The organism is Comamonas sp. FG99, from assembly GCF_057808605.1.
Genome location: NZ_JBMDII010000010.1, coordinates 100,334 through 113,110 on the forward strand (window position 1 = coordinate 100,334; position 12,777 = coordinate 113,110).

Genomic DNA, 12,777 nt, shown 5'->3' on the forward strand with positions numbered 1-12,777 from the left:
TGTATTCTTATGCCATTTTGCTATAGCTGATAGCTCCAATACCGCATAGGTGGTTTGCACCGGCCTGTTGACAATGCAGCCATTCCAAGGAGACAAAAACATGCAGCACGATCGCGCCCCCTTGAGCCGCCGCCGCGCAGTCCAGGCCCTGGGCAGCCTGGGCGCCATGGCGGCCTTGCCGGCCCTGGCCCAGGGCGGCGACGCCCGTTGGCCCACCAAGCCATCGCGCATCATCAATCCGTTTCCGGTCGGCGGCGGCCCCGACGGGCTCTCGCGCCTGGTGGCCGACAAGCTCAGCCGCGCCTGGGGCCAGCCGGTGGTGGTGGAAAACCGCCCCGGCGGCAACGGCTTCATCGCCATCGATGCCTTCAAGCGCGGCGCCGCCGACGGCACCGACATGATCCAGCTGGACAATGTGCACATCGCCGCCTATCCCCACCTGTTCAAGAAGCTGCCCTACCAGCTGGACAAGGACTTCGAGATCCTGCTGCCGCTGTTTCGCAACTACTTCTTCGTCTGCGTGCCGGTGAACAGCCCCTACAAGAGCATGGCCGAGCTGATCGCCGACGCCAAGGCCCGCCCCGGCCAGCTCAACTATGGCTCCTGGTCGGTGGGCAATCCGGTGCACCTGGGCTCCGCGCTGCTCGAAGGCATGACCGGCACGAAGATGGAGCATGTGATCTACAAGGAAACCAGCCAGCTCTACCAGGGCGTGGCCACCGGCCAGCTCGGCTTTGCGCTGGGCTCGCTGGGCACCGCCGGCCCGCTGATGCGCGCCGGCAAGCTGCGCTTTCTGGCGGTGGCCGCGCCGCAGCGCATCGCCGGCCTCGAGAACGTGCCCACGGTATCCGAATCCGGCGGCCCGGCGGGCTATGCCGTCACCGGCTGGAACGCGCTGGCGGTGCGCCCCGGCACGCCGCCGGCGGTGCAGGAGAAGATCCGCACCGATGTGCGCCAGGCCCTGCAGGGCAAGGACGTGGACGAGAAGTTCGCCGCCTTCGGCTACGAGCGCTACACCCCCACGCCCGCCGAGTTCAAGCAGTTCATGGCCGACGAGAGCAAGCGCTTTGGCGACGTGATCCGGCAGGCGGGCATTTCGCTGGATTGATGCGCAGCCCGGCGCCTGGCCAGCAAGGCAGGCGCCAAGCGATCAGAACCGCGCCGTCATCCCCGCGAAGTAGGTACGGCCGCCGTTATCGTAGTTGGCGCCGATGGCCCGGGTCTGCTTGTTGGTCAGGTTGACGATGCCGGCGCGCAGGGTGAGCGCGTCGCTCAGGTTGTAGTTCATGGATACGTCATAGGTGGTGTAGGCCTTGGCGAAGGTGGTGGCCGAGGCACCACTGGCCACGACTTCCTTGCCAACGTGGCGGGCGCTGAACATGGCCGCCCAGCCGGAGCGGATCTGCCACTGCAGCGCGGAGTAGACCGACAGCTCGGGCACGGCCAGCAGGGAGGCGCCGGTGGTCAGGTTCTTGGACTCGAACATCTTGGTGATGTTGGTGTTCCAGCTCAGGCCCGGGGCCAGCGGCACGTTGACAAAGCCTTCCAGGCCGCGCGTGCGGGCGCGCTGCGCATTGGCCATGCGCGTCCACCAGAAGCCGTTGTGAAAGCCCAGCGGCTGGTAGTCGATCTTGTTCTTGAAATTGGTGTGGAAGTAGGTGGCGCCCACGGACCAGCCGGCGCGGTCCCAGCTGGTGCCGAACTCGTAGTTGGTGCTGGTCTCGGGCTCGAGGTCAGGGTTGCCGGCCATGTAGCAGCCGCGCGTACCGTCCGCGTTGACGCTGGTGCTGCTCCAGCCCATGCCGGCCAGGCCGCGGCAGCCGTTGCCGCCGGACTGGGTGGCGGCGGCGGCCGAGTTCTCCTTGAGGCTGGGCGCGCGAAAGCCCCGCGAGATGCCGCCGCGCATGGTCCACTCCGAGGCCGGGTGGTAGACCAGGTAGGCCCGCGGGCTCCAGTTGGCGCCGTATTTCTGGTGGTGATCCATGCGCAGGCCCAGGGTCAGGGCCAGGTTCTCGCGCAGGAAGAGCTGGTCTTCGCCAAACAGCGCCCAGGTCGTGGCGCTCAGCTTCGAGCCCGAGACCTCGTGGCCCGCGTAGTCGACCGGCGCCTGGCCGATGGTGTCGCGGTTGTCCAGCGACTCGCGCTTCCACTGCATGCCCAGGGTCAGGGCCTGGTCCAGGCCCCACAGTTTCAGGGGCTTGTCGATGCGGCCGTCCAGCGTGGTTTCCGCGGAGTTGTTGCCGATGGTGTCGCCCTTGTCCTCGTACTTGTTGTGCACCAGGCTGAGCTTGGAGCTGAGGTCGCCCCAGCGGCCATCATGGCTGATGCCGAACTTGGTCTGCTGCAGCTTGCTCAGGCCCCATTGCGACACCACGGGACGCCCGTTCACGGAGAGCTCGGAGCCGGTGGCGCGCTGCATGCCCTGCGCCGCCTCGATGCCGATCACCTGGTCGGGCGCGATCTGCCAGTTCAGCAGCGCGTTGAGGTTTTGCTTGCGCGAGCCCGCGGTGGACAGGTAGCTGCCCGGATAGCCGCCCGTGCCCTCGTCGGCGGCGCGGTCGGTGTAGTTGCCGCCGATGCGCAGCCCCAAGTTCTCGGACAGCGGGCCGCTGAGGTTGAAGCCCAGCTGGCGCGTTTCGCCGCGCTCGCTGTCCGAGGGCTTGCTGTAGTTCAGGCTGCTCGAGCCGCTCCAGCGCTTGCCGATCTTGCGGGTGATGATGTTGATCACGCCGCCCATCGCGTCCGAGCCGTACAGCGAGGACATGGGGCCGCGCACGACCTCGATGCGCTCGATCATCTCGGGCGAGATCCAGTCCAGGTCCTGCTGGCCCAGGTCGTCGCGGTAGTTCACGCCCGCGGAGTTGCCCTGGCGCTTGCCGTCGACGAGGATCAGGGTGTACTTCTCGGGCAGGCCGCGCAGCTTGATCTTGGACTGCGCCCCGGTGCCGGACAGGCCGCCGGTCACGCCCGGTATCGTGGACAGCAGCTCGCCGATGCTGGTGACCGGCTTGCGCTCGATGTCCTCGCGGGTGATGACGCTGATGCTCGCGGGCGCCTCCTTGATATCGACCGCCGTGCCGGAGGCGGTCACCACGACCGTGGACAGCGTGGTGTCGGAGCTGGAATCCGCCGCCTGGGCCTGGGCCATGCCTGTGCAGGCCAGCGCGGCGCAAACGGGGAGCGGGCGAAACATCGAAACCTTGAACATCTTGTTGAATTTCACATATACAAAACAAGATGCGAATGATAGTGGTTTGCAATTACATCGTGAATGTCCTGTAAAGATTATTGTTTTTCGGTTGACTTTTCATGCGGCGGGGCTCAGACCGTCTCGAACGGGTACTTCTCGGTATCCACCTCGCGCTGCGCCGCCGGCGTGTAGCGGTCGCCCGCGATGCGCTCGGGCTGGAACAGCCCGTCCAGCTCGGCCAGCACGGCCGCATCGAGCCGCATGGCGCCGCCGCGCAGGTTTTCGCGCAGGTGCTCCACGCTGGTGGTGCCCGGCAGCGCCACCACGTGCCCGCCCTGGTTCACCACCCAGGCGATGGCCAGCTCGGCCAGGCTGCAGCCGGCCCGCTCGGCGATGGCCCGCATGGGCGCGAGCAGCTGCAGGTTCTTCGCATAGGCCTCGGGCGCAAAGCGCGGCATGGCGCCGCGGATGTCGCCGGGCGCGAGGCTCGCCACCTCCTGCAGCTTGCCGCTGAGGAAGGCCCGGCCCATGGGGCTGAAGGCCACATAGGCAATGCCCAGCTCCTTGCAGGCCGCCAGGGTGCCCAGCTCGGCATTGCGCGACCACAGCGAATACTCGCTTTGCAGCGCGGCTATCGGGTGCTCGCGATGCGCGCGCCGCAACTGCGCCGCCCCCACCTCGGACAGGCCCAGCGCGCGGATCTTGCCTTCGTCCTTGAGCCGCGCCATCTCGCCGACCGATTCCTCGATGGGCACGCGCGGGTCCCAGCGGTGCAGGTAGTACAGGTCGATCACGTCGGTGGAGAGGCGCTGCAGACTGTCTTCGCAGTTGCGCCGCACCGCCTTGGGGTGGCCGTCGATCACGCGGCGCACCACGCCGTCGTCGCCACGCACGCCGGCCATGCCGCCCTTGCTGGCCAGCGTGATGTGGTTGCGGTGCGGCTTGAGCACCGGCCCCACCAGCGATTCGCTGGCGCCAAAGCCGTAGAGCGCCGCGGTATCGAACATGGTGACGCCGTCGTCCAGCGCCGCATGCAGCACCGCGTGGGCCTGCTCGGTGGATACCGGCTGGCCATAGGCATGGCAGAAGTTCATGCAGCCCAGGGCTACATTGGCGACGGTGAAGGGGCCGATCTCGCGCTTGTCCATGGTTTCTCCCTGGATGGACCTCGCCCTGGCTGTGCGCTGGCCCCCGGTTCTTGAAAAAAAGCCCGCCGCCATGGCTGGCAACGGGCGGGCAGCCGTTCGCCTATCCAGCGGGTTGGCGAAATCAATCTGCAAGGAGCTGTTGCTCCAGATCGTGCAGCACTTTATAGCAGTTGAATACCTGTTGCACGCTGGAGTTCGGTTCGCGGCCTTCGCGGATGGCGGCGAAGAATTCGCGGTCCTGCAGCTCGATGCCGTTCATGGAGACATCGACCTTGGACACGTCGATCTTCTCTTCCTTGCCATTGACGAGGTCGTCATAGCGGGCGATGTAGGTACCGGTGTCGCCAATGTAGCGGAAGAACGTGCCCAGCGGGCCGTCGTTGTTGAACGACAGGCTGAGCGTGCAGATGGCGCCGTTGGCGGCCTTGAGCTGGATGCTCATGTCCATGGCAATGCCCAGCTCCGGGTGGATGGGGCCCTGCACGGCGTTGGCCTTCACGATGGGGCTGCCGGCCTGGTAGGCGAACAGGTCCACCGTATGGGCGGCATGGTGCCACAGCAGGTGGTCGGTCCAGCTGCGCGGCTGGCCCAGCGCGTTCATGTTGCTGCGGCGGAAGAAATAGGTCTGCACATCCATCTGCTGGATGTTGAACTCGCCGGCCGCGATCTTCTTGTGCACCCATTGGTGGCTGGGGTTGAAGCGGCGGGTGTGGCCCACCATGGCCACCAGGCCGGTCTGCTTTTGCAGCGCGGCCACTTCCTCGGCCTCCTTCAGGCTGTCGGCCAGCGGGATCTCGACCTGCACATGCTTGCCGGCCTTCATGCACTGGATGGCCTGGGCCGCATGCATCTGCGTGGGCGTGCACAGGATGACGGCATCCACTTCGGGCAGGGCCAGGCTGTCGGCCAGCTCGGTGCTCACATGCGCGATGCCGTACTTGGCGGCCACCTCGCGGGTCTTGTCCAGGTCGCGGCTGACCAGCGAGACGACTTCCACGCCGTCAATGTTCTTGATGCCGTCCAGGTGCTTGATGCCGAAGGCACCGGCGCCCGCCAGGGCGACTTTGATGGTCTTTTGGGTCATTGGGGGTTCTCCAGGATGAGGTGTCCCACGGCCGTATTGGACGCGGGCACATGGTAGAAGCGGTGGTTGACCTTGGGCAGCGGCGCGGGGCCATCCACATCGGCCATGGCGCCGCGCGCGATCAGCCACATCACCAGCTCGATGCCTTCGGAGCCGGCCTCGCGCACATAGTCGATGTGGGGCATCCTGGCCAAACCTGCAGGGTTCTCGATCAGCAGGTCCAGGAAGCGGTTGTCCCACTCCTTGTTGATCAGGCCTGCGCGCGCGCCCTGCAGCTGGTGGCTCATGCCGCCCGTGCCCCAGATCTGCACGTTCAGGTCTTCGTCGAAGCTTTCCACGGCGCGGCGGATGGCCCGGCCCAGGTTGAAGCAGCGCTGGCCCGAGGGCACGGGGTACTGCACCACGTTCACGGCGAACGGGATCACTGGGCAGGGCCAGGCGCCGGTCTTGGCGTCCTGCTGGCCGCACATCAGCGACAGCGGCACGGTCAGGCCGTGGTCCACGTCCATCTTGTTGACGATGGTCAGGTCGAAGTCCTGCTGGATCACGGACTGGGCGATATGGCTGGCCAGCTCGGGATGACCGACCACCTTGGGCACGGGGCGCGGGCCCCAGCCTTCGTCGGCCGGCTGGTATTCAGCGGCCGTGCCGATGGCAAACGTCGGGATGAAGTCCAGGCTGAACGCGGTGGCGTGGTCGTTGTAGACCAGGAAGATCACGTCGGGCTTGTTGTCCTTGAGCCATTGGCGCGAGTGCTCGAAGCCCTTGAACAGCGGCTGCCAATAGGGCTCGTCAACCTTGCCCAGGTCCATGGCCGCGCCGATGGCGGGCACATGCGAGGTGTAGACGGATGCGGTGATGCGCGCCATGTCAGTTGCCTTCCTTGTGGTTTTTTTCAGCGCTGCCGGACTTGCCCTGCGGCTGGCGGTGGGCCTGGGCATCGCCCTCTTCGCCCACGTAGCGGTTGCCTTCGGCCGAACGGCCGCCACCCACCATCATGTTGCGGTATTCCTCTTCGGTCATGCCCGTCATGGAGCCGGCCATCTGCTGGAAGCTTTTGCCATCCGTGGCGCCGATCTTGGCCAGGAAGTAGATGTTGCCGCCCGTGCGCATGCACCAGTTGAGGTCGCGGGCCAGCACGGCCTGCTTCTGCTCCTCGGTCATGGCCCATTCGTCCAGGTAGGCACGCTCGTCGGCCTTGAAGCGCTCGCGGTTCTCGGCCTTCATCAGCGACATGCAGAACTGGTTGAGCCAGTAGCCTTTGCGCGACTGCTCGGCATCGAAGATGATGGTGCCGGGCACGTCCAGATAGGGTTTGTCAAGCGCCATGATCAGACCTCTTCCGGCCAGTACAGGCGCATGGGGTTGTCCACCAGCAGCTTGCGCTGCAGCTCGGCCGTGGGGGCGATGTGCGGGATGAAATCGACCAGCAGGCCGTCGTCGGGCATATGGTCCTTGAGGTTGGGATGCGGCCAGTCGGTTCCCCACAGCACGCGGTCGGGGAATTCCTCGACCACGCGGCGCGCGAAAGGCACCACGTCGCGGTAGGCGTTCTGTTCGCCGTCCAGCGCCTTGGGGCCGGTGACCGACAGGCGCTCGGGGCAGCTCACCTTGCTCCAGACGTTCTGGTGCTCGCGCATGAACTTCAGGAACAGCTCGAACTCGGGGCCGTCCACGGGCTTGCTCACGTCGGGCCGGCCCATGTGGTCCACGACCACGGTGGTGGGCAGGCTGGTGAAGAAGTCCCACAGCTCGGGCAGGTCCACGGCCTCGAAGTAGATCACCACATGCCAGCCCAGCTTGGCGATGCGGCCTGCGATCTCCAGCAGCTCGTCCTTGGGCGTGAAGTCCACCAGGCGCTTGACGAAGTTGAAGCGCACGCCGCGCACGCCGGCCGCGTGCAGTTCCTGCAGCTCCTCATCGCTCACGCTGCGGCGCACCGTGGCCACGCCGCGCGCCTTGCCGTTGGCGGCCTTGCAGGCATCGACCATGGCGCGGTTGTCGGCGCCGTGGCAGGTGGCCTGCACGATCACGTTGCGCGCAAAGCCCAGGTGGTCGCGCAGCGCGAACAGCTGCTGCTTGCTGGCATCGCAGGGCGTGTACTTGCGCTCGGGCGCAAAGGGAAATTCATCGCCGGGGCCGAAGACGTGGCAGTGGGCATCGACAGCGCCCGCGGGCAGCTGGAACTTCGGCTTGGAGGGGCCGGCATACCAATCCAGCCAGCCGGGGGTTTTGGTGAAAGTGCTCATGGAATCTCCTTGGGGGATCAATCGGGCTTGATACCGGTCTCGCGCACCAGCTTTGCGTAGCGCTGGCGCTCGCCATGGATGAGCGCCGCGAACTGCTGGCGCGAACCGGGCGACACCTCGCCGCCCACGGCCGCCATGCGCTGGCGCATCTCGCTGCCGGCCAGCGCCTTCTGCACTTCGGCATGCAGGCGGTCGAGCACCGGCGCGGGCGTGGCGGCCGGTGCCACCAGGCCATACCAGACCGAGGCCTCGAAACCCGGAAAACCGGATTCGGCAATGGTCGGCACATTGGGAAAGATGCTGCTGCGCTGCGCGCTCAGCACGGCCAGCACCTTGAGCTTGCCGCTCTTGGCGTGGGGCAGCACTTCGAGCGCATTCATGGCCACCAGCGGTATCTGGCCGCCGATGGCGTCGGTGACCGCCTGCGCGCCGCCCTTGTAGGGTACGTGCTGCAGGTCCACGCCCGCGGCCTTGGCGAACAGCTCCATCGCCATGTGCGGCGTGGAGCCGTTGCCGGGCGAGCCGTAGTTGATGGAGCCCGGCCCGGCCTTGGCGGCGGCGACGAGCTGGGCCACGCTGGCATAGGGGGCGGCCGGATTGGCCGCGATCACCACCGGCACGCGGCCCACCAGCGCGATCGGCGCCAGATCGCGCTCGGCATCGAACGGCGCGGGCTGGTACAGCGCCATGTTGGCGGCCAGCGCATTGGCCGCGAGCATCAGCGTGTAGCCGTCGGGCGCCGCATCGATGACGGACTTGACCGCGATGTTGGTGCCCGCGCCGGGCTTGTTCTCGACCACGACGGGCTGGCCCAGGCTGGGCGCCAGGCTCTGGCCCAGCGTGCGCGCGACGATGTCCACCGCGCCGCCGGCCGAGTAGCCGACCACCAGCCGGATCGGCTTGCCCGGGTAGCTGCCCTGTGCGCCGGCGCGGCCTGCAAATGTCAGGCTCGCCAGCGAGGCCATTGCGGTTCTGCGATCCATGGCGCGCTCCTTCAGTCGATGTAGCGCAGGCCAGCCTTCTCAAGGGGCTCGCGCATCTTGTACATATCGAGGCCCAGCACGCCGGAAGCCAGCTTGGCGCGCTTCTCGCCCTCGAAGCTTTCGCGCTTTTGCGCGGCGGCCAGGGTCTCGGCGGCCTTGGCGGCGGGCACGCAGACCACGCCGTCATCATCGGCCACGATCACGTCGCCGGGCGTGACCCACATGCCCGCGCAGACCACGGGGATGTTGACCGAGCCCAGCGTGGCCTTGATCGTGCCCTTGGAGGAGATGGCGCGGCTCCACACCGGAAAGCCCATCTCCTGCAGCGTCTTCACGTCGCGCACGCCGGCGTCGATGACCAGCGCGCGCGCGCCGCGCGCCTGAAAGCTCGTGGCCAGCAGGTCGCCGAAGTAGCCGTCGGTGCATTCGCTGGTGACGGCCGCGACCACGATGTCGCCGGGCTGGATCTGCTCGGCCGCCACATGCATCATCCAGTTGTCGCCGGGCTGCAGCAGCACGGTGACGGCCGTACCCGAGACCTGCTGGCCCGCGTAGATAGGGCGCATATAGGGCTTGAGCAGGCCCACGCGACCCATGGCCTCGTGCACGGTGGCCGAGCCCAGGGCGGCCAGGCCGTCGGCGGCGGCGCGCTCGGCGCGCCGGATGTTGCGGTAAACGACTCCAAGTTCGTACATGGAAAATCTCCGGTGGTGTTGCTCTTAAAAAAGTGAGCTTCTATCGCCTATCAATTGGACATTTCAAATACATTTCTATTTGAAAACCTTTGGCATCAAGCGCCAGCAGCTATCTTTTTTCCTATCGACCCTTGGCCTTCAGCGCCGCATCGAGGCGGGTGAACACCCGGCGCGCATTGCCTTCGTAGACCATCTGCTTTTCATCCGCAGTCAGGTTCTGCGTGGCTTCGATGTAGCGCTTGGTGTCGTCGTAGTAATGGCCGGTCTGGGGGTCGATGCCGCGCACCGCGCCGATCATCTCGCTGGCGAACAGGATGTTCTTGGTGGGGATCACCTCGGTCAGCAAATTGATGCCCGGCTGGTGGTAGACGCAGGTGTCGAAGAAGATGTTGTTCAGCAGGTGCTCGTCCAGCAGCGGCTTCTTGAGCTCCTGCGCCAGGCCGCGGAAGCGCCCCCAGTGGTAGGGCACGGCGCCGCCGCCATGGGGAATCAGGAACTTGAGCGTGGGGAAGTCCTTGAACAAATCGCTGGTCAGGCACTGCATGAAGGCCGTGGTGTCGGCGTTCAGGTAGTGGCTGCCGGTGGTGTGAAAGCAGGCATTGCAGCTGGTGGAGACATGGATCATCGCGGGGATGTCGTACTCCACCATCTTTTCGTAGATGGGATACCAGGAGCGGTCGGACAGCGGCGGCGAAGTCCAGTGGCCGCCCGAGGGATCAGGGTTGAGGTTGATGCCCACGTTGCCGTACTGCTCCACGCACTTGGCCAGCTCGGGAATGCAGGTCTTGGGGTCGACGCCGGGCGACTGCGGCAGCATCGCGGCCGGAATGAAGTGCTCCGGGAACAGCTGGCTCACGCGGTAGCACAGTTCGTTGCAGATCGCGGCCCAGGTGCTCGAGGTTTCGAAGCCGCCGATGTGGTGCGCCATGAACGAGGCGCGCGGGCTGAAGATGGTCAAATCCGAGCCGCGCTGCTTCATCAGCTTGAGCTGGTTGGTCTCGATGGTCTCGCGGATCTCGTCGTCGCTGATCTTCAGCGCGCTGGCGCTGGGCGCCTTGGACGGGTCCTTGAGGCCCGCGATCTGCAGGTCGCGCCAGGCGCCCAGCGCCGCGGGCGCGGTGGTGTAGTGGCCGTGTACGTCGATGATCATGGTGGGAAACCCTTGCTGAGGTGAAGAAAGAAATTCAATGGCTTGCGCCGGATGCCAGCGCCTGGCCTTGCAGCTCGGCCCCGCTCTGTGGACTGGCCCACTGCTTGACGATCAGGGCCGCCATGGCGATCAGGCCGGGAATGGCGACCACGGTGAAAATCTGGCTGAAGCCCAGCTGGCGCGCCGTCAGCTCGGCCACCAGAAAGGAGCCGGCGATGCCACCGAAGCGCCCTATGCCCAGCATCCAGGCCACGCCGGTGGCGCGGCCGCTGGTGGGGTAGAAGGCCGCCGCCAGCGCCGGCATCGAGGACTGCGCGGTATTCATGATGGTGCCCGCCACGAACACCGACACCACCAGCCAGCCCAGGCTGGCGGCCTCCTGGCCGATCCACCAGATCGCCACCGCGGTCAGCGCATAGCCCGCGGCAATGATGCGGTTGGCGTTGAAGCGGTCCATCAGCCAGCCGAAGAACACCGCGCCCACGCCGCCCAACGGGAACAGCGCCGCCACCAGCGTAGCCGTCTTCGGGCTCAGGCCGCCCTCCTTGAACAGCACCGGCATCCAGTTCACCAGCGCGTAGAAGATTACCAGGCCCATGAAGTAGGCCAGCCACAGCATGACCGAGCCCACGCGGTACTGGCGCGACAGCACCACGCCCAGGCCGCTCTTGCCATCCACCGCCGCCCGGCTCTCGGTCATCACGAAGCGCTGCACGTTCTGCACCGCGCTGCCGGCAATGCGCGCCAGCGGCTTGCGGATGCGCTCGGCCGCATAGCCCTTGGCCACCATGTAGCGCACCGACTCGGGCAGCAGCAGCACCAGCATCACCACCAGCAGCAGCGGCGCGATGCCGCCCAGGTGCAGCACGCTGCGCCAGCCGAACTGCGGAATCATCCACGCGGCCAGAAAGCCGCCCAGCGCCGCGCCCAGCGGAAAACCGCAGAACATGGCATTGGTCAGCATGGCGCGACGCGAGTCGGGGCAGTATTCGCTCATCAGCGTCACCGCATTGGGCATGGCCGCGCCCAGGCCCAGGCCGGTCACGAAGCGCAGCACGGTCAGCGTGCGGATGTCATGCGCATAGCCCGAGGCCAGGCAGGCGACGGCGAACACCAGCACCGAGCCCACCAGCACCGCCTTGCGCCCGAAGCGGTCGGCCAGCGGGCCGGCGCACATGGCGCCGCCGGCCAGGCCGAACAGCGCCGCGCTCAGCACCGGCGCCAGGTCGGGCTTGGCCACGCCCCACTCGGCAAGCAGCGAGGGCGCGATATAGCCGATGGCCGAGGTGTCGAAGCCGTCGAGCAGCACGACGAAAAAGCACAGGGCGAAGATCACCCACTGGAAGCCGGAAAACGGGTGCTCATTCAGCACCGTCTGTACATTGGCGGCGGTGGCATCCGGCGCCGGGGAAGCGATTGGCGAAGTCATCTCGGTATCTCCGTTGTCTCTCTTGGTTGCTTTGGTTGCTTTGTGTTCGCGCTCAGGCGGGCTCCATGCCCTGGCGGCGCTTGGCCTCGGCCGCGCCCGGCGCGGCCATGAAGGCAAGCAGGCGTGCCGCCGCGCCGGCGCGGGGTGACGTGGCGACCACGCCGGCGGAAAAAACGGTGTCTATGGCGATGGCCGGCGGCAGCGGCCCGGCGATGGCGATGCCCGGCACATGGATCAGCTCGCTCAGCTGTTGAAAGCCCAGCGCCACCTCGCCGCTGGCCACCATGGAGCCCACCGGTACGCCGGGCCGGGCCTGCACCATCCGCGGGCGGATCTGCTCGGCAATGCCCCAGCGCTCGAACAGCTTTTGCAGCGCCACACCGCTGGGGCCGGTGGAGTAGCCGATGCCGGGCGCCGCCAGCACCGCGGCGCGCACCGCGTCTTCGCAGGAGATATCGGGCATGCCACGGCCCGCGGGCACCGCCACGGCGGTGCTGGAGCGCACCAGGTCCACCCGGCTGCCCGCCAGCAGCCGGCCCGCGGCTTCGAGCCGGGCAATCGCATCGGCAGCGAGGAAGACCGCATCAAATGCCTCGCCGTCCTGAACGCGCCGGGCCGCATCCACGCCGCCCACCGATTCAATATCGACCGGCTCGCCGCCCTGCGCCCGCCAGGCGGCAGCGAGCTCCGCCAGCAGCTGGCGGGTGGCCATCGACGAAATGCCCTTCAGGGCGGTGGGATCCTTGCCCATGCGCTATGCCTCCTGGAATACAGGCATTGTGGGCATGGCTGCATCCGGCACCAACCTCTGGCATCCACTAGCAGCTATAGCAATCCGGCATGGCTCGC

General features: G+C 66.8%; 12 protein-coding genes. 1 reads left to right on the forward strand and 11 read right to left on the reverse strand.

The features are described 5' to 3' along the window. Positions 1 to 100: 100 nt before the first annotated feature. Entirely contained in the window at positions 101 to 1,108 is a 1,008-nt protein-coding gene (locus tag ACODRX_RS09065) for a Bug family tripartite tricarboxylate transporter substrate binding protein (protein WP_488871077.1), read from the forward strand. A 42-nt stretch (positions 1,109 to 1,150) separates the two neighbouring features. Here ACODRX_RS09065 and ACODRX_RS09070 read toward each other — a convergent pair whose 3' ends face one another. The 11 genes from ACODRX_RS09070 to ACODRX_RS09120 all read right to left on the reverse strand — a co-directional run bounded on the left by ACODRX_RS09070 (position 1,151) and on the right by ACODRX_RS09120 (position 12,679). After that, positions 1,151 to 3,193, reverse strand: coding sequence for a TonB-dependent receptor domain-containing protein (locus ACODRX_RS09070; protein ID WP_488871078.1), 2,043 nt, complete (start codon positions 3,191 to 3,193; stop codon positions 1,151 to 1,153). A gap of 128 nt (positions 3,194 to 3,321) precedes the next feature. Further along, positions 3,322 to 4,338 (reverse strand): aldo/keto reductase, encoded by a 1,017-nt coding sequence (locus ACODRX_RS09075; RefSeq protein ID WP_488871079.1) that lies wholly within the window; start codon positions 4,336 to 4,338, stop codon positions 3,322 to 3,324. Between the two features lie 121 nt (positions 4,339 to 4,459). Continuing rightward, positions 4,460 to 5,422, reverse strand: coding sequence for a Gfo/Idh/MocA family oxidoreductase (locus ACODRX_RS09080; RefSeq protein WP_488871080.1), 963 nt, complete (start codon positions 5,420 to 5,422; stop codon positions 4,460 to 4,462). Next, positions 5,419 to 6,291 carry a class III extradiol dioxygenase subunit beta gene (locus ACODRX_RS09085; protein WP_488871081.1) on the reverse strand — a complete coding sequence of 291 codons (873 nt, stop codon included), beginning with the start codon at positions 6,289 to 6,291 and terminating at the stop codon, positions 5,419 to 5,421. Before ACODRX_RS09085 ends, ACODRX_RS09080 begins: the two co-directional genes overlap by 4 nt. A 1-nt stretch (position 6,292) precedes the next feature. Next, complete coding sequence (gene ligA, locus ACODRX_RS09090) at positions 6,293 to 6,751, reverse strand: protocatechuate 4,5-dioxygenase subunit alpha (protein ID WP_488871082.1); 459 nt, start codon at positions 6,749 to 6,751, stop codon at positions 6,293 to 6,295. Between the two features lie 2 nt (positions 6,752 to 6,753). Further along, positions 6,754 to 7,671: an amidohydrolase family protein gene (locus ACODRX_RS09095; RefSeq protein ID WP_488871083.1), complete on the reverse strand. Its 918-nt coding sequence runs from the start codon at positions 7,669 to 7,671 to the stop codon at positions 6,754 to 6,756. 17 nt (positions 7,672 to 7,688) lie between these two features. Further along, positions 7,689 to 8,654 carry a tripartite tricarboxylate transporter substrate binding protein gene (locus tag ACODRX_RS09100; RefSeq protein ID WP_488871084.1) on the reverse strand — a complete coding sequence of 322 codons (966 nt, stop codon included), beginning with the start codon at positions 8,652 to 8,654 and terminating at the stop codon, positions 7,689 to 7,691. A gap of 11 nt (positions 8,655 to 8,665) precedes the next feature. Next, entirely contained in the window at positions 8,666 to 9,349 is a 684-nt protein-coding gene (gene ligK / locus ACODRX_RS09105) for a 4-carboxy-4-hydroxy-2-oxoadipate aldolase/oxaloacetate decarboxylase (RefSeq protein WP_488871086.1), read from the reverse strand. Positions 9,350 to 9,470: 121 nt separating this feature from the next. Next, positions 9,471 to 10,499 carry an amidohydrolase family protein gene (locus tag ACODRX_RS09110; protein WP_488871087.1) on the reverse strand — a complete coding sequence of 343 codons (1,029 nt, stop codon included), beginning with the start codon at positions 10,497 to 10,499 and terminating at the stop codon, positions 9,471 to 9,473. A gap of 34 nt (positions 10,500 to 10,533) precedes the next feature. Further along, entirely contained in the window at positions 10,534 to 11,928 is a 1,395-nt protein-coding gene (locus ACODRX_RS09115; RefSeq protein WP_488871088.1) for an MFS transporter, read from the reverse strand. Positions 11,929 to 11,980: 52 nt separating this feature from the next. Beyond that, positions 11,981 to 12,679: a substrate-binding domain-containing protein gene (locus tag ACODRX_RS09120; RefSeq protein ID WP_488871090.1), complete on the reverse strand. Its 699-nt coding sequence runs from the start codon at positions 12,677 to 12,679 to the stop codon at positions 11,981 to 11,983. Positions 12,680 to 12,777: the final 98 nt, after the last annotated feature.

What these genes read in the sequence shown, in the direction of transcription:
- ACODRX_RS09095 (WP_488871083.1), bottom strand. Translation starts at nt 7,671, where the DNA reads ATGAGCACTTTCACCAAAACCCCCGGCTGGCTGGATTGGTATGCCGGC.
- ACODRX_RS09120 (WP_488871090.1), bottom strand. Translation starts at nt 12,679, where the DNA reads ATGGGCAAGGATCCCACCGCCCTGAAGGGCATTTCGTCGATGGCCACC.
- ACODRX_RS09115 (WP_488871088.1), bottom strand. Translation starts at nt 11,928, where the DNA reads ATGACTTCGCCAATCGCTTCCCCGGCGCCGGATGCCACCGCCGCCAAT.
- ACODRX_RS09085 (WP_488871081.1), bottom strand. Translation starts at nt 6,291, where the DNA reads ATGGCGCGCATCACCGCATCCGTCTACACCTCGCATGTGCCCGCCATC.
- ACODRX_RS09075 (WP_488871079.1), bottom strand. Translation starts at nt 4,338, where the DNA reads ATGGACAAGCGCGAGATCGGCCCCTTCACCGTCGCCAATGTAGCCCTG.
- ligK (WP_488871086.1), bottom strand. Translation starts at nt 9,349, where the DNA reads ATGTACGAACTTGGAGTCGTTTACCGCAACATCCGGCGCGCCGAGCGC.
- ACODRX_RS09110 (WP_488871087.1), bottom strand. Translation starts at nt 10,499, where the DNA reads ATGATCATCGACGTACACGGCCACTACACCACCGCGCCCGCGGCGCTG.
- ACODRX_RS09080 (WP_488871080.1), bottom strand. Translation starts at nt 5,422, where the DNA reads ATGACCCAAAAGACCATCAAAGTCGCCCTGGCGGGCGCCGGTGCCTTC.
- ACODRX_RS09070 (WP_488871078.1), bottom strand. Translation starts at nt 3,193, where the DNA reads ATGTTTCGCCCGCTCCCCGTTTGCGCCGCGCTGGCCTGCACAGGCATG.
- ACODRX_RS09065 (WP_488871077.1), top strand. Translation starts at nt 101, where the DNA reads ATGCAGCACGATCGCGCCCCCTTGAGCCGCCGCCGCGCAGTCCAGGCC.
- ACODRX_RS09100 (WP_488871084.1), bottom strand. Translation starts at nt 8,654, where the DNA reads ATGGATCGCAGAACCGCAATGGCCTCGCTGGCGAGCCTGACATTTGCA.
- ligA (WP_488871082.1), bottom strand. Translation starts at nt 6,751, where the DNA reads ATGGCGCTTGACAAACCCTATCTGGACGTGCCCGGCACCATCATCTTC.